The sequence below is a fragment of the Shewanella japonica genome, assembly GCF_002075795.1.
GTDB lineage: Bacteria > Pseudomonadota > Gammaproteobacteria > Enterobacterales > Shewanellaceae > Shewanella > Shewanella japonica.
The window spans coordinates 582,772-606,588 of the sequence record NZ_CP020472.1; the positions used below are offsets into that span (position 1 = coordinate 582,772).

At 41.6% G+C, this 23,817-nt stretch carries 21 protein-coding genes; 7 read left to right on the plus strand and 14 right to left on the minus strand.

The window, feature by feature from the left end; all coding sequences use genetic code 11:
* Positions 1–43: 43 nt before the first annotated feature.
* Both SJ2017_RS02545 and SJ2017_RS02550 read right to left on the minus strand, forming a co-directional pair.
* A complete protein-coding gene (locus tag SJ2017_RS02545) occupies positions 44–1,417 on the minus strand; it encodes a sigma-54-dependent transcriptional regulator (protein ID WP_080914770.1) in 1,374 nt (457 codons plus the stop codon).
* A complete protein-coding gene (locus SJ2017_RS02550; RefSeq protein ID WP_080914771.1) occupies positions 1,414–3,438 on the minus strand; it encodes an ATP-binding protein in 2,025 nt (674 codons plus the stop codon). The genes SJ2017_RS02545 and SJ2017_RS02550 overlap by 4 nt, the downstream gene beginning before the upstream one ends.
* Positions 3,439–3,873: 435 nt before the next feature.
* Between SJ2017_RS02550 and SJ2017_RS02555 the strand changes: the two genes are divergently transcribed.
* Positions 3,874–5,661: a flavocytochrome c gene (locus SJ2017_RS02555; RefSeq protein ID WP_065109672.1), complete on the plus strand. Its 1,788-nt coding sequence runs from the start codon at positions 3,874–3,876 to the stop codon at positions 5,659–5,661.
* A 96-nt stretch (positions 5,662–5,757) separates the two neighbouring features.
* Here SJ2017_RS02555 and SJ2017_RS02560 read toward each other — a convergent pair whose 3' ends face one another.
* The 4 genes from SJ2017_RS02560 to cutA all read right to left on the minus strand — a co-directional run bounded on the left by SJ2017_RS02560 (position 5,758) and on the right by cutA (position 10,693).
* A complete protein-coding gene (locus tag SJ2017_RS02560; protein WP_055022864.1) occupies positions 5,758–6,552 on the minus strand; it encodes an ABC transporter permease in 795 nt (264 codons plus the stop codon).
* 145 nt (positions 6,553–6,697) lie between these two features.
* Positions 6,698–8,356, minus strand: coding sequence for a cation:proton antiporter family protein (locus SJ2017_RS02565; protein WP_080914772.1), 1,659 nt, complete (start codon positions 8,354–8,356; stop codon positions 6,698–6,700).
* A 154-nt stretch (positions 8,357–8,510) separates the two neighbouring features.
* Entirely contained in the window at positions 8,511–10,373 is a 1,863-nt protein-coding gene (locus tag SJ2017_RS02570; RefSeq protein ID WP_080914773.1) for a protein-disulfide reductase DsbD, read from the minus strand.
* Positions 10,370–10,693 (minus strand): divalent-cation tolerance protein CutA, encoded by a 324-nt coding sequence (gene cutA, locus SJ2017_RS02575; protein WP_055022861.1) that lies wholly within the window; start codon positions 10,691–10,693, stop codon positions 10,370–10,372. The genes SJ2017_RS02570 and cutA overlap by 4 nt, the downstream gene beginning before the upstream one ends.
* Positions 10,694–10,945: 252 nt before the next feature.
* Here cutA and SJ2017_RS02580 point away from each other — a divergent pair, with 252 nt between their 5' ends.
* The gene (locus tag SJ2017_RS02580; protein WP_065109677.1) at positions 10,946–11,536 is read left to right on the plus strand and encodes an FxsA family protein; all 591 of its coding nucleotides are present in this window, start codon (positions 10,946–10,948) and stop codon (positions 11,534–11,536) included.
* A gap of 152 nt (positions 11,537–11,688) precedes the next feature.
* On the opposite strand, the gene SJ2017_RS02585 is transcribed toward SJ2017_RS02580, so the two are convergent.
* Positions 11,689–12,051, minus strand: a complete 363-nt coding sequence (locus tag SJ2017_RS02585) for a hypothetical protein (protein ID WP_055022859.1) — start codon at positions 12,049–12,051, stop codon at positions 11,689–11,691.
* Positions 12,052–12,210: 159 nt separating this feature from the next.
* Entirely contained in the window at positions 12,211–13,626 is a 1,416-nt protein-coding gene (locus SJ2017_RS02590; protein ID WP_055022858.1) for an MATE family efflux transporter, read from the minus strand.
* A gap of 224 nt (positions 13,627–13,850) precedes the next feature.
* Between SJ2017_RS02590 and SJ2017_RS02595 the strand changes: the two genes are divergently transcribed.
* A complete protein-coding gene (locus tag SJ2017_RS02595; protein WP_055022857.1) occupies positions 13,851–14,141 on the plus strand; it encodes a co-chaperone GroES in 291 nt (96 codons plus the stop codon).
* 52 nt (positions 14,142–14,193) lie between these two features.
* Positions 14,194–15,840 carry a chaperonin GroEL gene (groL, locus tag SJ2017_RS02600; protein ID WP_080914774.1) on the plus strand — a complete coding sequence of 549 codons (1,647 nt, stop codon included), beginning with the start codon at positions 14,194–14,196 and terminating at the stop codon, positions 15,838–15,840.
* A 551-nt stretch (positions 15,841–16,391) separates the two neighbouring features.
* On the opposite strand, the gene SJ2017_RS21570 is transcribed toward groL, so the two are convergent.
* Positions 16,392–16,565, minus strand: a complete 174-nt coding sequence (locus SJ2017_RS21570) for a hypothetical protein (protein WP_167692879.1) — start codon at positions 16,563–16,565, stop codon at positions 16,392–16,394.
* Positions 16,566–16,779: 214 nt separating this feature from the next.
* Between SJ2017_RS21570 and SJ2017_RS02605 the strand changes: the two genes are divergently transcribed.
* Positions 16,780–17,676, plus strand: coding sequence for a BrxR family helix-turn-helix transcriptional regulator (locus SJ2017_RS02605; RefSeq protein ID WP_080914775.1), 897 nt, complete (start codon positions 16,780–16,782; stop codon positions 17,674–17,676).
* Positions 17,677–17,724: 48 nt separating this feature from the next.
* Here the strand turns inward: SJ2017_RS02605 and SJ2017_RS02610 are convergent, their stop codons facing one another.
* Positions 17,725–18,252 (minus strand): excalibur calcium-binding domain-containing protein, encoded by a 528-nt coding sequence (locus tag SJ2017_RS02610; protein ID WP_244899799.1) that lies wholly within the window; start codon positions 18,250–18,252, stop codon positions 17,725–17,727.
* Between the two features lie 144 nt (positions 18,253–18,396).
* On the opposite strand from SJ2017_RS02610, the gene SJ2017_RS02615 reads away from it, so the two are divergent.
* Positions 18,397–19,590: an IS4 family transposase gene (locus SJ2017_RS02615; protein ID WP_080917359.1), complete on the plus strand. Its 1,194-nt coding sequence runs from the start codon at positions 18,397–18,399 to the stop codon at positions 19,588–19,590.
* Between the two features lie 130 nt (positions 19,591–19,720).
* Here SJ2017_RS02615 and SJ2017_RS02620 read toward each other — a convergent pair whose 3' ends face one another.
* From SJ2017_RS02620 to SJ2017_RS02635, 4 genes are all read right to left on the minus strand, one after another.
* On the minus strand, positions 19,721–20,950 hold the full coding sequence (locus SJ2017_RS02620) for a hypothetical protein (RefSeq protein ID WP_080914777.1): 1,230 nt from the start codon (positions 20,948–20,950) through the stop codon (positions 19,721–19,723).
* 119 nt (positions 20,951–21,069) lie between these two features.
* Positions 21,070–21,879, minus strand: a complete 810-nt coding sequence (locus SJ2017_RS02625; protein ID WP_080914778.1) for a hypothetical protein — start codon at positions 21,877–21,879, stop codon at positions 21,070–21,072.
* A 253-nt stretch (positions 21,880–22,132) separates the two neighbouring features.
* Complete coding sequence (locus SJ2017_RS02630) at positions 22,133–22,507, minus strand: PilZ domain-containing protein (RefSeq protein WP_080914779.1); 375 nt, start codon at positions 22,505–22,507, stop codon at positions 22,133–22,135.
* Positions 22,508–22,509: 2 nt separating this feature from the next.
* A complete protein-coding gene (locus SJ2017_RS02635; protein WP_167692880.1) occupies positions 22,510–22,851 on the minus strand; it encodes a flagellar brake domain-containing protein in 342 nt (113 codons plus the stop codon).
* A gap of 136 nt (positions 22,852–22,987) precedes the next feature.
* Here SJ2017_RS02635 and SJ2017_RS02640 point away from each other — a divergent pair, with 136 nt between their 5' ends.
* On the plus strand, positions 22,988–23,740 hold the full coding sequence (locus SJ2017_RS02640) for a zinc metallopeptidase (protein WP_244899756.1): 753 nt from the start codon (positions 22,988–22,990) through the stop codon (positions 23,738–23,740).
* Positions 23,741–23,817: the final 77 nt, after the last annotated feature.

Genomic DNA, 23,817 nt, shown 5'->3' on the forward strand with positions numbered 1-23,817 from the left:
AGTATTAAGTGCCCATTTTAGACAGCCTTCATCATGAATCGAGTTACTCTTTTTTTGTTATTCGTCGACTTAATGCCGACTGACTGATACCTAACATTTGCGCGGCTGCGGTTTGATTATTTGCCGTACGGCTCATTGCTTCATCAATCAAGGCTTGGCTCATATCGGCTAACGTAGGTAAAGTCTGCGGAAAAATAATCCGATTTCCTTTAGGAGAATTTGATGATTTAAGTGCATTAATCGCTTCCATAAATGGGGAGATGGTTAACTGCACTCCATCACTGCGACTTACTGCATCGAACACCATGCCTTTGAGCTCATGTAAGTTACCAGGGAAGTCATAATCTTGAAGCTGTGTCGCTAGATCGCTTGGTTGATGCGGCGGCGTTGAGTTCATTTCTTCTGCAGCTTGTGCGATAAAATGATTAATCAACATCGATATATCAAGTTTGCGCTGCCTTAAAGGGGGTAAATGGATTTTATGGGCACGTAAGCGGTAGAGCAAATCACGCCTAAATTTACCTTCTTGGCTCAAGGCGAGTAAATCTTGTTGAGTGGAAGCTATGATGCGGCAATTGACTGGATAGGGTCTGTCACTGCCCATTGGGTAATATTGTTTTTGCTGCAAAATATCAACAAGCTTCGCTTGGCATGATAAAGGCAAATCTGCAATCTCATTAAGGTAGAGCAACCCTTTGCCTACTTGGTGTAATGCGCCAGCTTGAGATTGGCCTGGTTCTTGGCTTAAGCGCCCAAAGACCTGAAGTTCAAAAGCGCTTTCACTTATTCCTGCTAAATTGATATTAATAAAAGGGGCATCAGGGCAGCATAACTGATGGCAACTCTTTGCAAATTCATCTTTGCCTGTGCCACTTTCACCGTAAATAAGTATTGGCTCAGGGCTAAAAGCCACCGCTTCTAAATAGCGAAATTGATCTAGCAAGGCTGGCTCGCAGGTCAGAATATTATTAAAAGCACTGGGCTGGGTTAACGTTTTGCTTAAAAAGCTTTCTTTTATTTTATGGTAATTACGCTCTAGTCCGACGACTTCTAAAGCACGGCGCACCGTTAATGCTAATTCAGCGACATCATCAGTTTTAATAAAGTAGTTATAAGCGCCATGTTTAATACAGCGCACCGCTGTTTCTACTTCATTGACACCAGTAACAATAATCACTCGAGTGTTGGGATACTCAAGGCGGATTTGCTCGAGTAAATCTTCGCCCGAATGAAATGGCATCGTTAAATCAAGTAACACAAGGGCGTAGTCAGTGCCTTCTAATCGACTCATCACTTGGCGGCTATCAACACAGGTGTCGATAACAGCTTCTGGTACTAAACGATTTAAGGTCACTGATAGTGTACGTAGCCATGAGGCTTCATCGTCGACGAGTAAGATATTACGTGCGAGTTTCACTGTATTGGCTTCCTGCTATTTGTTGTTGATGAGCTTATTGGCGAAAAAGGCGCAGATTGTTCAGGTTCGATGGCACTAAACACCAAAGTAAACTGACTACCTTGATTGAGTGTTGAAGTGACTTTCATCTCACTGTGATGCTCTTTTAAAATGCGGCTGCACACTGAGAGCCCTAGGCCGCTTCCACCGTATGAGCGACGTGTCGTGAAAAATGGCTCAGTGATCCGCTTCAGCGTCGCTTTGTCCATGCCTGAACCATTATCTTCAACACTGACATAGGCAGCTTTGCCTTTCATTGCTGTACGTAAATGGATATGACCATTAGTGGTGTCCATGGCATGACATGCATTTTGAATAAGGTTAATTAACACTTGGTGTAACTGCTGGGCGTCGCCTTTGATAATTGGACTTGGGTCAGCAAGCTCAACGGTAACTTGGAACCGCTTAAGCTGGTTGGCGGTTAAACGCTGGGCTACCTGTACCACTTCATTTAAGCTGGTTGCTTGATGGTTCGCTGACAAATTTGGTAATGCGTAACATTTAAGATCATTAACGATTCTGGAGATGCGTTTAGCACTCTCTTCTACGACCTCATTACTGTGGTTAATCTCGGCGAAAGCCGCTTGAGGATCTAATCCTGCAATTAACCAAAACGGATTTTGTTGTTGGTAATACTCGGCTGCAGGTTGCAGATCTTTCATTGCCTCGGCAAACAGAGCAATAGAGTGAATAATAATGCCGGTTGGGTTATTAATTTCATGGGCGACACCAGCCGATAACTCGCCTAAAGAGGCTAAGCGACTGGCTTCATCATTGGCTTGGCGCAAATGCTGTTGCTCAGTGTTTTCTTCAAGTAGTACAACGGCTTGCTCGTCAGCAATTGGATGAATTTGCACTTGCCAATACTGAGCAAGATATCCCATGTCAGCAATAAAGGACTTTTTAGAGTCAATGACGCTTTTAACACTTTCAGCTAAATCAAAAGGTGTCCCATCAATGTAATGAAACTGGCTATGAGTCAATAACTGATTATTGTCATTACTCCACAGGCACTGCATTTGTTTATCAAAGATGGTCATTCCATGAGGGATACCATCCAGCACAGCTTGGAACTGCTGCGATAATGAACGGATTTTTTGCTCGGCGATTTTACGTTGTTGTAGCTCAAGCGCTAATGCTTCAGAGCGATATTTCAAACTACGGCTTACGGAAAAGGTATACAGCATGCCCATTGCCGAAATTATCGAAATAACAATAGATAAAGTGAGCATCTTTTGGTGAGTTGAGGTGATATCAAACTTTTCTCGTCCCATGCCAAACCATTTATTGACTAATCTGTCATATTCTCCCGAAATTTTCAGTTGCCTTAGAGCATCATTGATTTCTTTCAATAACGGGGCATTGGCAGGATGACTAACAAAGGTAAATGCACCAAAAATTAATGCATCACTGGCGCTGCGAACTGATGGGTATTTGGGTTGTAACCGTCTAGCGACAAAATTCTCCGCTAGGACCACATCCACTTCTTTACTCATCAACATTTGAAAGCCTGTTTCGTACAAATCGACTTTCACTTGGGTGAAATCTTGTGGCTGATTTTTTAAAAAGATATCCACAAATGCGCCATTTTTAATGGCCACCCGTTTACCAACTAAGTCAGACCAATTATCGATGTAGTCTTCACCTTGCAAAGTAAAGGCTTTGGCATGCGTGGCATACACAGGATCGGATTGCGCCAGTTCTCGACGAAAGTTAACAGGGCTAACAACTGCAATCACATCCACATCACTATCGCTACTGTGCATGTCACTGACTAATTGCTGAAATGTCTTGCGTCTCACTGTAATAGGCTTGTTCAACAGTAAACCAATGCTTTCCATGAGTTCCACATTAAACCCTTGATCCACGCCATTATCTCGCCACTCAAGCGGCGCAGTTGTGGAGTGCACACCAAACACAATTGCCTCTTCAGCATTAGCAGGTATGGATAGTATTAGCAGTAATAGCGCAAAATATTTCATCAAAGGATAATGGATTTACAAGAGATATTAGCTGCACTTTAGCAAATGATAATCTTTCGAACTGTGGCATTGAGCGTAAATATGACACAAAGATGAACAGTGAGATTCAAGCTTGATTTTAGTCAGTTTATTTCTAAGCTTTGACACGTCTTAGTTTGAAAGAACCAAGAAATTCAGCATCAATTGATTGTGATACGGATCACTACAGGCTATGCAAAAATGCATAGTCACCATTGAGGTTATGCGCTTTTGCATAGCCATAAATGGCAGATGTGATCCGCTGTAAAGTTTCAAATTGAGTCTGCAGAGTTTGATTGAGGCCGCATTAACCCAGAGTCAAAATAGTCTTACATCAGGTTCAATAGCAAAAGGTATGGCTTAGTGATTAAGCATGCCAAGGCGAATTAGCGTCATTGCTATTTTTAAGGAGTTACCATGAAATTAACACGATGCGCAGCCTTGTTAGCTGTACTACTTGGCTCAGCGGGGTTAGCTGGAGGCGCAATTGCAGCTGACAACCTTGCTGACTTTCACTCAGAAAATCAAGATTGTGAAAGCTGTCATTTACCAAGTGGTGAATTGTCTAATGACAGCTTAACTTATGAAAATGAACAGTGTGTGTCGTGTCATGGCACGTTAGCGGAAGTGGCAGAAAGCAATACTCGTGAAAATTATAATGCCCATGAATCTCACTTCCCAGGTGATGTCGCATGTACATCATGTCATAGCGGCCATGAAAAATCAGTCGTGTATTGTGACTCTTGCCATAGCTTTGAGTTTGATATGCCGTTTGGCAGCAAATGGGAGCGCTACGAACCTACGATTGCAGAATTAGCAAAAGATGCAGCAGATCGTAAAGCGGCATTATCAGCAGCGCCAAGTGACATTGTGAATGTGGTGGTTGTGGGCTCTGGTGGCGCAGGCTTCTCAGCCGCAGTGGCAGCAACGGATGCAGGCGCTAAAGTTATTTTGATTGAAAAAGAGCCAGTGATTGGTGGTAACGCTAAATTGGCTGCAGGTGGTATGAACGCCGCGTGGACTGATCAACAAAAAGCTAAAGATATTAAAGATAGCGTTGAGTCTATGTATAAAGACACCATGAAAGGTGGTCGCGAGTTAAACGATCCTAAGTTAGTGGATGTATTAACCTCTCACTCTAAAGGCTCTGTTGATTGGATGACAGGCATGGGCGCTGATTTAAATGATGTTGGTCGTATGGGCGGCGCATCAGCTAACCGTTCTCATCGTCCTACAGGTGGTGCAGGTGTAGGGGCTCACGTCATTCAAGTGCTTTATGATAATGCACTTAAGCGTGATATCGACATGCGTATGAATACCCGTGGTGTTGAAGTTATCAAAGATGATTCAGGTAAAGTGGAAGGTTTACTGGTTAAAGGTAAATACAAAGGTTACTACTGGATTAAAGCTGAAGCGGTCGTCATGGCAACGGGTGGATTTGGTCGTAACAATGAACGTGTTGCTAAACTTGATCCTAAGTTAAAAGGCTTTATTTCAACTAACCAGCCAGGTGCGACAGGTGATGGTTTAGATGTTGCGGGTAACGCTGGTGCAGGCATGACAGATATCCAATACATTCAAGCGCATCCTACTTTGTCAGTGAAAGGCGGGGTGATGGTGACTGAAGCGGTGCGTGGTAACGGTGCCATTTTGGTTAATAAAGAAGGTAAGCGCTTCGTTAATGAAATCACTACTCGTGATAAAGCTGCTGCGGCAATTCTTAATCAAACCGGTAAAGTGGCTTACTTAATCTTTGATGATTCAGTGCGTAAATCATTGAAGAAAATCGATAAGTACATTCAACTTGGTGTCGTGCCATCAGCTGAAACGCCAGAGAAGTTAGGCAAAATTGAAGGTATTGATGGTAAAGCACTAACGGCAACGATTGCTCAATACAACAAGTTAGTTGCAGCAGGCAAAGACACTGACTTTGAACGTGCGAACTTACCACGTGCATTAAATGAAGGTCATTACTACGCCATTGAAGTTACACCAGGTGTGCATCACACCATGGGCGGTGTCTCAATTGACGATAAAGCGGAAGTGCTCTCAGAAGATAAGAAAGTGATTCCTGGTTTATACGGTGCAGGTGAAGTGACTGGTGGTGTTCATGGTGCCAACCGTTTAGGTGGTAACGCAATCTCTGACATCATTACCTTTGGCCGCTTAGCAGGTGAGCAAGCGGCAGCCTATTCAAAAAAATAGTCATCAATTTTGAATCGGTAGTAACAAAATAGCATGACTCCCCTTTATGCTAATAACTAAAAAGTGAGCCTCATGGCTCACTTTTTTATGTCTGGTTTACCTGTGATTATCAGTGTTGGTGAGTAAGTTAAAACGCATTTTGCCTGTATGCGCGAGCAGTTTATGTAAAGCAAAGCTAATTGAACTTGTTACAGAAATCGTTAAGGTCGCAAAAATGGCAACCAAAATGACGATCTGATATTTGACTGCGATTATGGGGTCTACACCCCCTAAAATTTGTCCAGTCATCATGCCAGGTAAACTGACTAATCCCGTTGTCGCCATCGATGCCAGAATCGGGGCAAAAGATTGTTGCAGCGCTGTTTGCACAAAAGGCGCTGCCGCTTGTTTAGGTGTTGCACCCAAGGCAAGTGCGCCTTGATATTGTGCTTGCTGTTGGTCAAATGCGGCAAATAATCGCTGCAGAGCAATAATATTGCTACTTAAACTATTTCCCAGCAACATTCCTGCTGTGGGTATCAAATATTGCGCATTGTAAATCGGTGTAGGCTGAAATAACCACAACATCATGATGAGCAATATTGGCACAAGTCCTAGTATTAAGCCTGATATAACAGGCGCCATCAGTGGGTGTTTGGGTAAATTAGCCTTGCTGATTATGGCGCTAGCCCCCACAAGTAACATCACAACAAGCCAAATGAGGTTAACCCAAAGGTTATCAAGGTGAAAAAGATACTGCAGATACACACCAATTAACGCCATTTGTACCGTCATACGAGTCACCGCAATGGCCATATCTTTGCCCAAGTGAAGCTGATAAACCTGATTAATCGCAATGGGGGCGATTAATACCAGCATAAATAACCCAAGCGCTAACCAGCTAATATCCATTTGGTGTCTCGTTTAATTGATGAATACAGTTCCCCGTCGTTGACAGGCATTGTAGATAAAATATGAGCATAAAAAAGCGCCTTATGAAACCATAAGGCGCAGATAGATTCACGTTAGCGTGTCACGCTATGCTATTACTGAAAAGCTATGGCTTACTGAGAATTTGGTTTATTTCATCAGACGCGACAGCCTTATCTTGTGAATTGTCTTGTTCGTCTTCAATGACAGGCTCTAACAACTCATGGATTACATTATCCACAAAACCTGCACCAGCAGCTTCGTACAAGTTATATACGCTGTCTACACCTTGCTCTTTGAGTGACAATGCATCTTCTGAGTACTGGACTATCGCACTAATTTTGCCTTTATACTCCAGTTTTTTCAGTTGCTCTACAGCAAACATATTCCCCACATGGTGCGGCATGGCAAGTAACACGAGTTCTAGACTTGGGGCACGCTCAAGCTTTTCCCAAAAGTCGGTATCGCTGGCATCACCTTGCACAACATTACGGCCCTCATTACGATGAAAATCGACCAAATCTTGTTTATGTTCAATTCCTAGGATTTCGCCTTTATATTTACTGCGAAGCTCATCGTAGGCGCCCGAGCCAATGCGGCCCATACCTAGAATCAAAAAGCGTGGATTGCCGACAGGAATTTGTCTGTCTTCAGGATGCAATGGGTGCTTTTCTAAGGTAGTTACTGTTGTCTGAAAACGCTGATAAATACGGTTGACGCTGGCATTGAGCGGCGCTGCAATTAAAAAGCTAATACTTAACGCTACGGCGAGAATAATCAGCCACTCAGCAGGTAACCAGCCTTTTTGCGCGGCAACGGCTGCTACGATTAAGCCAAACTCACTGTAATTACCTAAGTTAAACGATGCAAACATTGATGTACGAGCACGCAGTTTAAAGCGAGTTAATATGACAAAGAACAGCATGATTTTAAACGGCACTAATAGTACCAATAGGCCTGCTAAACCAACATCTTCAATGGTTGGTAGTCCATTTAAGCCAATGGTTAAAAAGAACGCCACTAAGAACAGTTCTTTAAAGTAATAAATTGATTTGGCCAGCTCAGAGGATTTAGCGTGACCAGCAAGTAAAACCCCCATGATCAAGGCGCCTAAATCTGGCTTTAATCCGACCGCCTCAAATACCCAAGCGCCCATGACCAATGCCATAGCAAGACCAAATAGAATTAGCATTTCTCCGTGGCCAACACGATCAAACACTTTATAAATAACCGGTTTTAATAGCGGCAATAACAATAAACCAAAGGCATAAACTGAAGGAAATTCACCTTTGGAAATGGTTAAAAACAGCACCGCGAAGATATCTTGCATAATCAAGATACCAATAGCGATGCGGCCGTATAACGCTTGGCCATCGCCGTTTTCATCTAGCACTTTCACGGCAAATACCGTACTGGAGAAGCTTAATGCGAAGCTCAGCAGCAATAGTTGGTTCATTTCAAGATCAACCAATCTATCTAAGCCAACCAAGCCTAACAATTTAAGGATAGGTAAAAAGAATAGAATTGAGCCAACTAAGTGAAGACTGGAACTGGCCCAAATCTCCGACTTAAGTAAACTTTTAACATCCAGCTTTAAGCCAATGGCGAACAGTAACAACATGACGCCTAAGTCTGCTAACTCTTGTAGCAGTGGAACACTTTCATCTTGTACGCCAAAGATAAACAGTAAGAAGCCGGCCGCTAAATAACCAATGAGCGGAGGGAGTCCCACTCGGCTGACTAGCATGCCGCAAAGAAGGGTAATAATGAAAATTGCTGGTTCCATAATGCCTTAAGTCTAGTTGTTGAAAAGAGGTTGTAGGTAAGTAGATTGTATAAGAAATTAATTAACTTGATATTAAAAATTGCGTATGAAATAAAAAAATGGCCAATTTAATTACTAAATTGACCATTTATCAGTAGTTTACTATGTAGTGAATTTATTTTTTAAGTAATAAATCTAGGTGTTCAGCAAACGGTTTAGGCCCCATAAAGCCTGTTACTCGTAAATCTTCACGTTGGTTGCCATTTTCATCAAACATCAACAAGGTAGGTAAGCCTAATACGCTGAAATGTTCTAGCAATTCCACATCAATCGCATCACTCTTAGTGACATCAGCTTGTAGTAACACCATTTGATCTAAACGTGCCATCACTTCAGGGTCAACAAAGGTAATATTTTCAAACTCTTTACACGCCACACACCAGTCGGCGTATAAATCTAACATTACGGTTTTGCCACTAATACTGGCCTTATCGAGCTCAACTTCTAAATCTTCTACAGATTTAATAATTGTAAACTCAGCATGCTCAACTTTAGCTGTTTGACTAATTTGAGTGCTCATTGAAGGCGCTTGCATCCCCAATGCAGACATTACCGCTTGGAAACCATACGAGAAACTGGCAAGCAAAGTCAGCATCAGTAGCACGCCTCGAGTGGTTTGCTTCCAGTTAAATTCTGATAGTTTATTCTGGTGCATTAAGTAGCCTGTTAAGCTAATGCCCCAAATTGACCACAGTACATCAGACACTACGCCAGGCCAGATACGGCCGACCATCACAATCGATACCGAAATCAGTAAGAAACCGAAGATGGTCTTGATGATATCCATCCATGCACCTGCACGAGGTAAAAGCTTACCACCAGATGTACCAATAATTAGAAGGGGAACACCCATACCCATGCTTAATACATACAAGGCTAAGAAACCTTGGAGCAGATCGCCACTTTGTGCAACATAAATAAGCGCACCAGACAGCGGCGCAGTAGTACAAGGGGAGGCGACTAAGCCTGAAATCACGCCCATAAAGAACACGCCAACAAGGTTGCCACCTTTTTGGTTATTCGACAGGGTGTTCATTTTGTCTTGCCATTTACCAGGTAGTCGCAGCTCGTACAGACCAAACATCGATAAACTTAATAGCACAAACATGACGGCTAAGAAGATTAAGATAGCGGGATGCTGCAGCGCCGCTTGAAACTTCATTCCGGCAGAAGCTACCACTAAACCTAATAGCGAATAGGTGATGGCCATACCTTGAACATAGGCCATCGATAAGGTGAATGCTTTAGCCGTTGATAACTGCTTGCCTTGGCCAACAATAATGCCAGACAAAATAGGGTACATTGGGAATACACATGGGGTTAACGCTAATCCAATACCTAAACCAAAGAAGATAATTAAGGTCCACATTAGACTGTCGTTAGCTAACATCTGGCTCAAACTATCTTGCTGAGTAATTGGCGCTTGTGTGTCAGTGTTTTCTGAGGCGTTATCAGCTGCTTTCTTTGCTGCATAAGCATCGCCGATGATGGCTTTTTTCGTTGCAATTTTACCGTCGTTTGCTTCAACCGCATCTAAAATGACATCACGCTTGGTTGGTGGGTAACATAGCTTGCCTTCAGCACAGCCCATAAAGGTTACTTGTACCTTGGCATCGTCAGCGGCTTCTTTTATCGCTAATGGCAATGTAACAAATGAATAGTAAACGGCTTGCTCGCCAAAGTATTCATCGTCATGCATTTTACCTTTCGGTAAATCGATATCGCCAATGACCGCACCATCTGCACTAAACTGCAGTTTATCTCGGTACATGTAATAACCGTCTGCAATGACAAAGCTTATGGCGACTTGATTACCTTTTTGCTGGTAATCAAATACAAAAGCTTCTTCAACGGGCATTAATTCAGGCTCATCTTGCAAAAAACTGAATTTATTACTGTTGCTAAAAATGTCTTCACTGTGAGCTAAAGGGGAGAGCAGCAGTAAAGTGGTAAATATAAGCGCAAATATTTTTTTCATGATTGAGAAGTTTCTTTTATCCATTGTAAATAGTTTGGCAAGCCTTGAGCGATCGGCACAGCGATTAACTCTGGTACTTCATAAGGGTGTTGTTGGATCACTAATTGTTCAATGGCATCATAATGACTGGCCAAACATTTTATGTGCATTCCTACTTCACTACTATGACAAACCTCATCCTCCCATACATAGACTGACTCCATTTGTGGATACAGCTGTACGCATGCTGCCAGTTTTGCATCGACTAAGGCACTAGCCAGTTTCTTGGCACTGGCAATATCAGGACAAGTTGTTATAACTAATAAATACGCTGCTGACATAGGGAGTCTATCATCTTTGGTTTATCTTAAAGTTAGCTTAAGCTTAATAACCTAAAATAGGTGATTGCCAAGGCTGGTATATTTATCACGACCCTTTATTGCAACTAATTTTCATTATTCACAATAAAGCAATACTGTACGATTTTTTGTAATCGGTTGCATTAGTCATTAATGATTATCGTGACGCGTCTTGAATTAAGACCCGACTACCCCCATATATCGTTCATAGCCAATGAAAAAATTGAGGCCAACATGCTGTTAGTTATATTTTTAGTGTTTATTCTTGTCCCTGCTATTGAATTATCAGTACTGATTTCAGTAGGTGAAGTGTTCGGCTCATTAAATACCATTGCATTAGTGTTTTTAACTGCGATTGTGGGTGTGTCATTGGTTCGTAGCCAAGGCTTGAGCACCTTGATGTCTGTGCAATCTAAGCTTGAGCGTGGCGAAGCGCCAGGCAAAGAAATTGTTGAAGGTATGATGCTTGCTGCTGCTGGTTTATTACTGTTATTCCCAGGGTTTGTGACTGACTTTATTGGTTTATTACTGCTTACTCCCATCACTCGCTCGCCGATTGCGAGTTATATTTTTAAACGCATGCAAATGCGAGTTGTTGCTGGTGGCGGTTTTCAAGGACAAGCTGGACAAAACCCGTTTGGTCAACAAGGTTTTGGTCAAAATCCATTTGATCAAGGCCGTCATGGAGATAACGGTAATACGTTCGATGGCGACTTTGAGCGTAAATTCGATCCAAGTGAATTAACCCCAGAAACTCATCAAGTTGAAGTGAAAGATATTACGCCGAAAAGCGACGATAAGTCAGAAGATGAAAAAACGAAATAGCGACGCAATGTAAGTCACTGCGCTATATGCCTTAATGCTGATGCAGTTAACTAAAGACTGCCCATTTCGTATAAATGCGACTAAAAAAGAAAGCCGGCTGAGAATACTCAGCCGGCTTTTTAGTTATGTTTTTTGTTACTGCTTGGCAAATATTAATCACTGGAATGAGCAGCGGCATCATCCATTTTTTTACCCATTATAAAAGCGCTAATGGTGCCACCAATCCAACAGAGTAAAAAGGCGTACATTGCCAAAGTGGCCGACGTGGGTAAGTTGGCTGTGACACTCGTGTGCACTGCGCTATATATGGCTGTAAAGTCTAGGGCGATGTTACCTGCGACAATATCATCGGCTATGGCTTGAGCTCGCTCGATAACCACAATCATCATGGCGCATAAACTGGCAAAACAGGTGATGATAATACCCCAACCCATTGCCTTTTTGCCCAAATATAAATGTCCTGTGCCAGGGCAGACAAAGGCATTGAGTAGCGCGGCATTAATGGATTTACTCATAAATGATTCCTCATATTCTTCCTTGAATGCTTGCGTCATGACAGTCGTTTACATAAACCTGTATAACGCTACGTTATGACACATTGGGCAAGTAATACAAATTAATAAATCGTCATCTTGATAAGTTGCTTAAGCGCCAGATGTTAGATTCCAGATGGCTTAGATAACGCTGTCAGCGGAGTTTGTAACGCCACTATCACTACCGCTATTACCATTTGAATTATTATTGGTGTATTTAACCGAAGGATGTTCAGTGATCCTGCAAGCCATAATGTAACAGGCTATTCCCATAATGACGTTAGTCACTGGTATAGCAATAAGCAAGCCTTTTACGCCGCCCAAATACATCCCTAAAGCAGCCAGTGGCAACATCAATCCAAACAACCTGATGACATTAATGACTAATGACTTGAGTGGTCGGTGGTAGGCATTTAAACAGGTGGCAAACATGATAACGATAGCAAGCCAGCCGTACGCAGCAGGCAATACTTGAATATAAAAACTCAGCCAATCGATGACTAAAGGGTCGCTACTGAACAACTTAGCAATGGATTCGCCACTTAACAATATTGGAATATACATTAAGCTTTGAAACACAAATGCAAAGCGTAGTGCGAGCAACATGCCCTCTTTGGCTCGCTTGTGTTGTCCAGCCCCGAGGTTTTGCCCAACAAATGGCATAAGGCTGGAGGTCATCGCCATGGTGACTACAATAAATAAGGTTTCTAAGCGAATACCTGCACCATAAGCTGCCACAGCGGCTTGGTCTGCTCGGGCTAGCATGGCTAATATCACCCCATTGGCAATAGGATTTAGCATATTCATTAAGGCGGCAGGTCGTGCAATGTGACCTAATGTTTTCCAGTTCTTTTTTATCCTTAGCTTACATAAACTCATCATTTCGAGGATTTGTTTTTTAAACACTAAGATATAAACAGATACGGTAAATGAAACGACCCAAGAGACCAATGTCGCAATGGCAGCCCCTTGGATTTCTAATCGTGGAAATGGCCCGATACCAAAAATAAGGAAGGGATCTAAAACCAGATTAATGATGGCGGCAACAGACATAATAATTGCTGGTGAGCGGGTGTCACCAGTTGCTCTTATTCCTTGGTTACCGACCATTAATAAGACTAAAAGCGGAGCACTGATGAACCAAATCAGCATGTAATCGTGGATCAGTGGTAATGTTTTTTCGTTTGCCCCCATTAGGGTAAACAATGGGTCAATGGCCATAATCCCTAATGACACCAGGACACTGACTAATAAAAACGTCAGTAATAGGGCATCAAACAAGAAGTTTTTCGCTTTATCATGATGACCAGCGCCAATGAGCCTTGCTAAGTTTGTTGATACAGCGGCACCAATACCTATTGCAATACTTGCAAAAACAACAGCGACTGGAAAAGTAAAACTGACAGCAGTAAGCGCATCAGTCCCTAATTGGCTAATGAAAAACGTATCTATAAGGCTTCCACCATAAATGGTGAGGATACCGATAAGGTTAGGGAAACTCATGTTAAATAGCACGCGGCCAATGGGTGCGCTGAGTAACCCGTGTTTATCTATCATTAATCTCGACTTAAACACGAAAACGGGAGGCAAATACTACCAGCATTCATTCTGTATTAATAAATACTCGCTACAAATTTTTGCAAAAAAATCGCAGTTTTTTAGAAAAGCCCCTTGGAACTGTGATCATCTACCCCCATATATCATTCATCAAAGGGTAAATACCCTTATCATTTGTTTAAACCGCCTCGTTTGTGGGCAGCAATCATTAGGAGAGTCCGTAGATGAATATTCGTCCATTACATGACCGCGTAATCGTAAAACGTTTAGAGGTTGAGTCAACTTCAGCTGGTGGCATCGTATTAACTGGTAGCGCTGCAGAAGTTTCAACACGTGGTGAAATCCTAGCTGTAGGCAATGGTCGCATCTTAGAAAACGGTGAAGTTAAAGCCCTTGACGTAAAAGTCGGCGACGTAGTGATTTTCAATGAAGGTTACGGTGTGAAGAAAGAAAAGATTGATGGTGAAGAAGTTCTTATCCTATCAGAATCTGACTTAATGGCAGTTGTAGGTTAATCCTAATTATTAACTCGCTTTCAATCATCAACAAATTTTAAGGAACAGACAAATGTCAGCAAAAGAAGTTAAATTTGGCAGTGACGCTCGCGTTAAAATGCTAGACGGCGTAAACATTCTTGCAAACGCAGTTAAAGTGACCTTAGGCCCTAAAGGTCGTAACGTTGTTTTAGACAAAAGTTTTGGCGCACCGCTAATCACTAAAGATGGTGTATCGGTAGCAAAAGAAATCGAACTAGAAGATAAGTTCGAGAACATGGGCGCACAAATGGTGAAAGAAGTTGCTTCTAAAGCCAATGATGCAGCTGGTGACGGTACAACTACCGCTACTGTTCTTGCACAATCAATTGTGACTGAAGGTCTTAAGGCTGTTGCCGCGGGTATGAACCCAATGGATCTTAAGCGTGGTATCGACAAAGCCGTTGTTGCCGCTGTAACTGAGCTTAAAGCATTGTCTCAAGAGTGTTCAGACTCTAAAGCGATTGCTCAGGTTGGTACTATTTCAGCTAACTCTGACGAATCAATCGGTGAAATCATTGCCACTGCAATGGAGCGCGTCGGTAAAGAAGGCGTTATCACTGTTGAAGAAGGCCAAGCACTAGAAAACGAATTAGACGTTGTTGAAGGTATGCAGTTTGACCGTGGTTACCTATCACCATACTTCATCAATAAGCCAGAAACTGGCAGCGTAGAGTTAGATTCTCCATTTATCTTATTAGTTGATAAGAAAATCTCTAACATCCGTGAATTACTACCGATTCTTGAAGGTCTAGCAAAAACAGGTAAGCCATTGCTTATCGTTGCAGAAGACGTTGAAGGTGAAGCATTAGCAACATTAGTTGTGAACAACATGCGTGGTATCGTTAAAGTGGCTGCTGTTAAAGCACCAGGCTTTGGTGATCGTCGTAAAGCAATGCTACAAGACATCGCAATCTTAACTGGCGGTACAGTTATCGCTGAAGAAATCGGTCTTGAAATTGAAAAAGCGACATTAGAAGATTTAGGTACAGCTAAGCGCGTAGTTATCACTAAAGATAACGCAACCATCATCGATGGTAACGGTGAGCAAGTACAAATCTCTGCACGTGTATCGCAAATCAAACAACAAGTTGAAGAATCAACGTCTGACTACGACAAAGAGAAGCTTCAAGAACGTATGGCTAAACTTGCTGGCGGCGTAGCTGTTATCAAAGTTGGCGCAGCGACAGAAGTTGAAATGAAAGAGAAAAAAGCGCGCGTAGAAGATGCATTACATGCAACTCGTGCAGCAGTAGAAGAAGGTGTTGTACCAGGAGGCGGGGTAGCGCTAGTACGTGTTGCCTCTAAAATCTCTGAAGTTGAAGTTAGCAACGAAGACCAAAAACACGGTGTTATTATCGCACTACGTTCAATGGAAGCACCACTTCGTCAAATCGCGACTAACGCAGGTGAAGAAGCATCAGTTGTGGCTAACAACGTGAAAAATGGTAACGGCAACTACGGTTACAACGCAGGTAACGACACTTACGGCGACATGCTAGAAATGGGTATTCTTGACCCAACTAAAGTAACCCGTAGTGCATTACAGTTTGCTGCGTCTATTGCAGGTCTAATGATCACAACAGAAGCAATGGTAGCTGAAATTCCACAAGAAGCTGCAGCGCCTGATATGGGCGGTATGGGCGGTGGAATGGGCGGAATGGGCGGCATGGGCATGTAATTTACTGGTTTAAATGGGTTATAGCTGCGTTATTTTGCAGCTCGTGTAGAAAAGCGCTACACGTCGCTACAAAAAGCCTTGCTCTAAGCCCATTTATCCTGCGTAAATGCTCTGTTGGTCTCTAGCCTAAAAGCTTAGAACCGAACTTCTTGTAAAAGAAAATGAAAGCCCCAATACCTAACGGTATCGGGGCTTTTTTTGGAGGTTTGAAGTTTGTTTACAAAGACCTTACTTCTTCGAATTTATTTCTAGCGAGGAAGTGAACGTAAATGGGAACATACATTTTCCCATTGACCTGCACGGTATCGCATATAAGCACATACTCTTACTACTTTAGAATTTGACATAAATAATTACCCTAAAGATAAGGGAGGGATCTCTAGGGTATTGAGTTGGAAGCATCTAACCTGTAGGATGTTAATGTGAATTTGGCCTTAGGTTAATTACTGACTTGAGACCTCCCAGTATGGAGTCGATAACTATTGTTGGTAGCAATATTTATCACCAGCTCAATACTAAAAAGGCTTCAGCTATAAATAGCGGAAGCCTTTTTATTTTTCTTTCGTTACGCCTTTGAATACTCCTCCTGTTGTCTTAACACTCATAAATTGTCCAGTTTTAGAATCTCGCTTTGTCCATAATTGATTTTGCGGATTGTACACCTGAGAACGACCTTTAACTGCGCCGACCCTAGCGTTATCTCCATAAGGTTTATTTACTGCCATAAAAGTTTCTCTCTACGTTAAGTTATACTTCATATCGTGTTTTTTAAACTAGGTATGTCTATATCTAGTGTTTTCATTATACAGCCTTAAAAGGGTAGGTCAATAAGTAATCATCAAATAATGGAACAATGTAGATCATTATGATATGCATTTGTTGATTTTTGTATGGTTAGAGGGTATTTTTGAATTAATTATTATCATATAGAGTTTAAATATGACTAACACATACAGCTTTTATCAGCTTCAAAGTGAAATCAAAATTAACGCAGAAAGGTTAGCTTATATAGACTTCAAATTGAGATTTACTGGTGTAATAAAGAGGCAGGATCTATATAACGAGTTTGGCTTAGCTGAAGCTGCTGCATCTAGAATGATTACGTTATACAAGCAATATAGGAAGGATAACTTTTTTTATGACAGTAAAGTTAAAGTAAATAGTATTAAGCTGGATTCATATGTGCCTCTTATCCCATTAGATTCTGAAACTGGCCTAGGCATGCTGGCAAATGGATTTAATAAAAATAAAATGTCAGATAGGCCTGTTCTTGAGTATAAGAGAATTGGAAGAATTTCTAATCAGCTAAATATAGAAAACGTATCTGTTATAACTCGAGCTATGAGTAACCATCAAGCAATCTCCTGTAAATATATATCTGGTAATAGTTCTAATTATAAAGCCCGTGAACTTGTTCCATTATCATTAATGAATGATGGTAAAAACTGGAAATTTAGAGCGTATGATCGGAGTGAAAAAAATAAGGAGAAGAGGTTCAAAAATTTTAACTTTTCTAGGGTTGCAAGTGTTGAGAATGTTCAGGGTGATTCTAAGAAAGGCTTGGCATATGAGTCCTTAAAAGATGATTATCTTTGGAACTTGCAAGTTCCAATTGCTTTAGAGCTTCATCCGTCTTTAAATGAAGAACAAAAACAGACTGTCCGGAAAGATTTTGGTTTGTCTCCTGAAGATAGTGAAATATTTTTAACAGAAAGTGCCGCTTTAGTTTGGATACTAACTAAATTATGGTTTATTGATGTAGGTAAAGACAATAATGAAGAACTGTTTTATAACTTTGAATTAAAAAATAGAGAGATGCTTAAAAATTATATTTAAAATATAAAATAAGCGGGTTTTAATAATCACTATACTGACCTCTTAATATCAGTTACACCACTGGCTTTCGCAGGGGATGCCGTCTCTATCACCGTCCATTTTTGTGCCTGGGCAGTTGTTGTTATAAAAAGTCGCCTCGGCACATGAGCGCATTTGACTGCAATGGAATTTTCCAGCTTCACATCTAAATGTTGGTTGGTTAGTGATTGGGTTATTGCTTTTTACCGAGGGCTGCCACTCCATCTGTTCAATGTCTTGGTTCGTTAGTACTGGCGTTGCTGTCATTTCTTTATATTTCTGAAAGCCAAATATGCCGAGGGCAAATATGACTAATAGAGGGATAAGCATGCCGCTTGTTGACTTATTTTTGTCGTGTCGGCGATGATTATTATTGGACTTGCGGGTAGAGATAACTGCGACACCTTCGATATTGGCTTTTATCGCTTTGATCTTTCCATCACTTTGAGTCTCTGAAAAGTAGCTGATTTGGTCGCCAACGACTGGTTTTCTTGCCATGAGCTTGAGTGCGGAGATGTGTATGAATACATCTTTACTGCCAGCGATATCTGGTTTGATAAAACCAAATAAGTGGGGTCAGAGCCTGACGAATCCCCACAAAAAGACAAATAGAAATAATGAGATAGGCAAAAACATGAGGAACATTCACGGCATTTGGTGATCAAATTTATCGCCAAACAAAAATTACCACGAGCAAATGCCATGAATGCAAAGCAAGTTTTATCAAAATGCCTATCACTTGTCACCCCAATGATGCACAAAACTCGTCGCCTGAGCCTATTTACTGCCATCAAAAGTTCGATGAATGGGGGCTCTATTTCTGTTACTGGTCTTGGTCGAGACATTGATAGTAAAGCCATGGAAAAGCACAAGATTAAGCGTGTAGACAGGCTTTGTAGTAACACTCATTTACATCGTGATATTGAGTTTATCTATAGCCGTATGGCCTATCTGCTAGTGGGGAATATTAAACAGCCAATTATTCATATTGATTGGTCTGATTTGGATGATCGTAAACAGAATTTCCTCATCCGCGCATCCCTTGCAGCTCAAGGACGCTCACTCACGCTCTACGAAGAAATACATCCTCTTAATAAGAAAGAGAAGCCAAAGACTCACCAATTATTTCTGACAAAATTAAAGACCATGCTGCCCAGTGATTGCAAGCCTATCATCGTCACCGATGCAGGCTTTCGCATACCTTGGTTTAGGCAGATACTATCGCTTAACTGGGATTACGTTGGGCGCTTTAGGAATAGAACACACTGCAAAAAACTCTCAGAGCAGCATTGGTATCCAGTTAAGAAACTGTATGTTCAAGCAAGCTCTAGAGCCAAATGGCTTGGGGAATTTCTATTAGGTGAGAACTCGCCATTTCAATCTCGGTTGGTGCTTTTTAAGCGAGCAGTAAGAGGACGAAAAGATAAAAATGCTGTTGGCGATAAAGCTAGAAGTAGCAAGCGTTCTCGAGCCAATGCTGAGCGAGAAAAAGAGCCTTGGTTATTGGCAACATCTCTTTCTCAGTCGAAGGCTGCCGCTAAGCGTGTTGTTCAAATTTATGCGACCAGAATGCAGATAGAGGAAAGCTTTAGAGATGTTAAAACAGGCCTAAAATTGAATGATAGTGGTACTCGAATAATAACTAGACTTAGCGTATTACTAATGATTGCCTCCTTGTCTCAATTTACACTGTACCTCTTAGGGTTAGCGGTGAAATCTGCAGACAAACACTGGCAGTATCAAGCTAATTCAATAAAGCACCGCAATGTCCTCTCAAACCAATTTATAGGCTTGAGAGCATACAAAGATAGGCACTTAAAGCTGTTGAAATCGCATTGGCAGATAGCTATCAAGACACTAAAGGGCTTAATTCGGGAACCACAAGCATGTTATTAAATTCGTGGGGATCCCTCAGACTCTGACCCCTTTTATGTATGCGACCTTGGCTGATGGATCGAGGTGTTACTCCGCTAACAACGGACTGGCATTGTTTCGTCCCCTTGCCCAAGAACTCCTTCCTAGAACATCATATCTTTTTGTAGCTTGTCCCAGACCCTGAACTTCTGGCTATGCCAGGGTGGCTGATCACTTTTTTGATGATGTCTTGCACGTCTTCACCACGGCTAGTTGGGTTGTTATGTAACCAAATCACCTGTGCCGCGGCGGTAACTGGGTCTAGGGTGATTGGGTTATCACCACACTCAAAGTCTGGCCATTTGTCGGATTCACTATGTGTATCTGAGGATTGATTCGTATAACTATAAAACTGCGTTATGGGGCTGCAAGATATGGTTGGTTTTGCTCCAAATGTAGAGCGATTAGTATGGCTATTTGAATATGAATCTTGAATCATATGAATGATTGAACCTAGTGCTGAGAGTCTTATTTCATTTTCATCTTCAATTTGTCCACAAGTACTAGATTGGGTAGCTGCATCACATTCCATAGAAAATAAGCTTCCTAGTGTCCATGCATTAAAAGTACCGTCTGGATCATCAAACAAATCCCAATTGAAAATATACAGGTATGCGGGTATATCTCTATCCTTATGCCAACCCCATTCTTTTATTTTATCGGCCTGCATTACTTGAACCAGTGGTTGATATGCATCATTTTTTATCCAAAATTTATGATAATTGTCCGTTAAGTCAATGGTGCCTTTAGATAAGTCAAAGGCAAATCGAGACCAGGTTTCCATTAACTCCTGAGTGACCCTGTGTTCTTCGCCATCTTTTTCTGCCATCGCGTGTAGAAATTGTAATGAACCATAATGACTGGTACAAAGTATGCCATCACGCGGTAAGACAATTTTGTTGTCAATATCATCCTCAATCCGACCTGAGCATATTTCTTTTACCGTGACAGCAAATTTAGCCGAACTTTTATCTGATAAATAAATTTGCCGCGTTGGATCATCAGGCCACCTAACTGTTCGCAACAGTTGAAAATATTTTTGAATCTCACTTTTGCTATCTTGTTGTTTAAAAATTTCGAAATCCATATTTGAGCTATCTAAATAGCTGCAATCTGTTGGCTTGTTTTCTAGGGATGCATTATTTCGGTTAGCATCCGCTAAGCACTGTAAAGACATGGCGGTGAGCCTTTCGTGGTTTCTTTGCCATTCCAATCCAAGCAAGCTGTCTGTGCTGAAGCTTGGTTTGTTTAAGTTCTCGACAGATTTTTTACCTAACTCGTAAGCATGTAAAGGAAATGCAATGGTTATGAGTATAAGTGATATTGTTGGGGTAGATTTCATTATTACGTCCTGTATATAAGCTTGAGTTTAAGCCTTATTGCTTCTTCCTTACGTTGAGAGCAGACTAATTAATCATGATGTTATGGCCTGTAGATAAACTTGAATTTTTACTTACAGCATTACTTCATATGAGCTTTGAGTGTTTTTACCAATGGTCTAAGCAAATCTTTATCATCCCAATACTGGCTGTGGCTAAAAGGTGTCCAGCTTGATAGGAATCCACCGGCATTGATTTCGTGATCACTGACCATGTTGTTGTAGTCATCTCCGAGTTGTTTTAATGGGTAGCCTAAAACGTCATCGGCATCATAAAAGTTGTCCCATATAAAGTCAGTTGTCGGTCTTGTAAATGCCACTCTATTTGCTTTTTCTATGCCTGCTACAAATAACGGGATATTGCACCCTGTTGTTAATAGGTGATGGCAACTTTTTAATTTTTTAAATTTGGTCTCATCTTCTGAACCTGACAGTGCTGTTTCAAATAGGTTGTAGTCCTTTTGAGCGTCATAAATATAATTAGAAATAACTTGGCAGCCTAGTGAGTGGGCAAGAATAATCACTGGTTTGTTCTCTTGCTTTGATAAATCAAGGTAAGCCTGTGCTAAAGTCTGCTCAATCGCTTGTTGAACTTTAATATATTTTTCCCGATTTCTATTTGAGCTGTAACCAATAGTGCCTGCATCACCAAAACCAAATAGTAAGAACTTCCTAAGCTTGACGAAGTCCAAATCATTATTAGGCTCTGTTGACATGTCATTCCAGAGTTCATTTTGAGGGTCTTGTAAAATAGGCGCATATTGCACATTTTGAAAGGATACTTTTGCCCAATCGTCACCGAGCATGTCTTTAAGGCTTTGTTCTAAATCAGCATAATAATTTGGCTTGTACTTTCCCATGCCATGTAGGGTGATGAGTGCCACTTTTTTCATTTTTAACGTCCTTGTTATTTGTTTAAATTACAGCGTTTGGAAATAACAATTCAGCATAGTATATTTTAATGACCTGTTTTAATTATCAATAAAATTAATACTTTATATTGAGTTTTGATTGTCGTAGTAAAAGAGCCACTTTTACAGGATTTGAAAGCCCTGATACCTAACGGAATCGGGGCTTTTTGGAGGTGTGACTAGACACTGCTTTAGAGTATTCTAGATGATGTTTACTCTGCCCCCAATTATTTCTTTAGCTGGCTTTAGAGAGCATAGGATATTGCAGAAGTTGAGCGAGCTGTTGATTGATTTTAGGGCACATTTGCTCGGTCAAAAACTCTATTCCTAATGACAGCACTCCATTACGACCAGCATTGCTATTGCTCACTTTGGCCTTGATTTTAAGCGGTACAGTACTCGCGTCTAGGCTAATAGCTAGCTCAATCAATCTGTCTAAATGATGTAAGGCTTTAGGTTGGCTATCGGTTTTAAAGCGACAACCCGATACCGAAATATCATGGATTGTCCCGGTCAGTACTTGGCTATGTTGCTCAGAGTTAGCTTGCTGAACGCTCAAGCTAGCAGGGAGATGAGTATTCAACCTTGCTTGTTTGCGCAGGTTAATCATCTCTAATTTTTTGGGAAGTCGATAAACAACAGATAATATGGAGCTCTACTTACCGACTGGATACGCACTTTAAAGGCAATGCAGGCACCTGTATTACCTTCAATAATTGATCTTACTACCACAGTCTGCCCTTCAACTAGCATGTTTTCTTGAGTACGAAATACCGTTTTAGGTAATGCCAATAGAAAATACTTGCCAGCTTGAGCACCTACAACACGGCCTTTGATGCGCTCGTTACTAAAAAAAGCAAACTCGATGTCAATTTGGCTATCAGCCTTGAGCAAACCTAAAGTGTGATTGATTTTCTCTGGTTCAGTAACAAGCTGTACGCGTTTATTAGTCACTCTAATGCCACCTCGTGATAAATAGGCCGCAGCCTAAAATGAGTCTAGATTTAGACTTATGCTAACGGATAAATAGGCTACTAATTTGCCATTTGGCGCCAAGCTTGATGGGAAAATAATAAAAAAGAGTCAGCCAATGCTAATGGCCTTGAGTCATCATGGTGAGAGTTATATGCCCGTTTATGGCATACTGGTTTTCATGCTATGGATCATTCTATTTATTGTCATTGCGGGCTGCGTATTCTTGCCTGGCTTGTGGGTCAATCACGTCATTAACAAGTTTAAGCAGCCTGCTGATCGCTACCGTCAGCAAGGTAGCGGTGGTGAACTTGCTCGTCATCTTCTAGATCGTTTTGGCCTGCATGACGTCAAAGTTGAAGAAACTCCCGACGGTGATCATTATGATCCCACCGCTAAGACTGTTCGCCTAACGCCAGATAACTATTCCGGTTACTCCCTAACTGCTGTGACTGTCGCTGCCCACGAGGTCGGGCATGCACTGCAGGACTCTCGTGGCGAGACGATGTTTATCACGCGACAAAAGCTCGCTAGAGCTGCAATGGTCGGTGAACGTATTGCTGGCATAATGATGTTCGCGGCGCCAGTGGTGTTTATGCTAACCCGTATACCGCAAGCTGGCGCGTTGACTATTTTGATTGGCGTGCTGTCGATGGGGTTGAGCACTATTGTGCATTTGGTGACCTTGCCAGTGGAGTTCGATGCCAGTTATGGCAAGGCGCTGCCTATTTTAAAAGAGGGCAATTATCTGCATGACGGTGACTTAAAACATGCGGAGAAGATCCTAAAAGCAGCAGCGCTAACCTATGTGGCTGGCTCGCTGGTCAGTTTACTTAATCTTGGCCGCTGGATAGCGGTGCTACGTCGTTAATAGAATATGTGAGCTTAGAGCAAACTTTCCCTAAATTACTCATTACTACTTTTAGCAAATTCTTTTGTTTACTACTT

Excerpts from the sequence above, each read along its gene's own strand:
- cutA (WP_055022861.1), bottom strand. The coding sequence starts at position 10,693 with ATGTCAGCAGCGTATTTATTAGTTATAACAACTTGTCCTGATATTGCC.
- SJ2017_RS02560 (WP_055022864.1), bottom strand. The coding sequence starts at position 6,552 with ATGGATATTAGCTGGTTAGCGCTTGGGTTATTTATGCTGGTATTAATC.
- SJ2017_RS02615 (WP_080917359.1), top strand. The coding sequence starts at position 18,397 with ATGAATGCAAAGCAAGTTTTATCAAAATGCCTATCACTTGTCACCCCA.
- SJ2017_RS02640 (WP_244899756.1), top strand. The coding sequence starts at position 22,988 with ATGCTAATGGCCTTGAGTCATCATGGTGAGAGTTATATGCCCGTTTAT.
- groL (WP_080914774.1), top strand. The coding sequence starts at position 14,194 with ATGTCAGCAAAAGAAGTTAAATTTGGCAGTGACGCTCGCGTTAAAATG.
- SJ2017_RS02595 (WP_055022857.1), top strand. The coding sequence starts at position 13,851 with ATGAATATTCGTCCATTACATGACCGCGTAATCGTAAAACGTTTAGAG.
- SJ2017_RS21570 (WP_167692879.1), bottom strand. The coding sequence starts at position 16,565 with ATGGCAGTAAATAAACCTTATGGAGATAACGCTAGGGTCGGCGCAGTT.
- SJ2017_RS02590 (WP_055022858.1), bottom strand. The coding sequence starts at position 13,626 with ATGATAGATAAACACGGGTTACTCAGCGCACCCATTGGCCGCGTGCTA.
- SJ2017_RS02580 (WP_065109677.1), top strand. The coding sequence starts at position 10,946 with ATGCTGTTAGTTATATTTTTAGTGTTTATTCTTGTCCCTGCTATTGAA.
- SJ2017_RS02550 (WP_080914771.1), bottom strand. The coding sequence starts at position 3,438 with ATGAAATATTTTGCGCTATTACTGCTAATACTATCCATACCTGCTAAT.
- SJ2017_RS02555 (WP_065109672.1), top strand. The coding sequence starts at position 3,874 with ATGAAATTAACACGATGCGCAGCCTTGTTAGCTGTACTACTTGGCTCA.
- SJ2017_RS02605 (WP_080914775.1), top strand. The coding sequence starts at position 16,780 with ATGACTAACACATACAGCTTTTATCAGCTTCAAAGTGAAATCAAAATT.
- SJ2017_RS02585 (WP_055022859.1), bottom strand. The coding sequence starts at position 12,051 with ATGAGTAAATCCATTAATGCCGCGCTACTCAATGCCTTTGTCTGCCCT.
- SJ2017_RS02565 (WP_080914772.1), bottom strand. The coding sequence starts at position 8,356 with ATGGAACCAGCAATTTTCATTATTACCCTTCTTTGCGGCATGCTAGTC.
- SJ2017_RS02630 (WP_080914779.1), bottom strand. The coding sequence starts at position 22,507 with ATGATTAACCTGCGCAAACAAGCAAGGTTGAATACTCATCTCCCTGCT.
- SJ2017_RS02625 (WP_080914778.1), bottom strand. The coding sequence starts at position 21,879 with ATGAAAAAAGTGGCACTCATCACCCTACATGGCATGGGAAAGTACAAG.
- SJ2017_RS02620 (WP_080914777.1), bottom strand. The coding sequence starts at position 20,950 with ATGAAATCTACCCCAACAATATCACTTATACTCATAACCATTGCATTT.
- SJ2017_RS02570 (WP_080914773.1), bottom strand. The coding sequence starts at position 10,373 with ATGAAAAAAATATTTGCGCTTATATTTACCACTTTACTGCTGCTCTCC.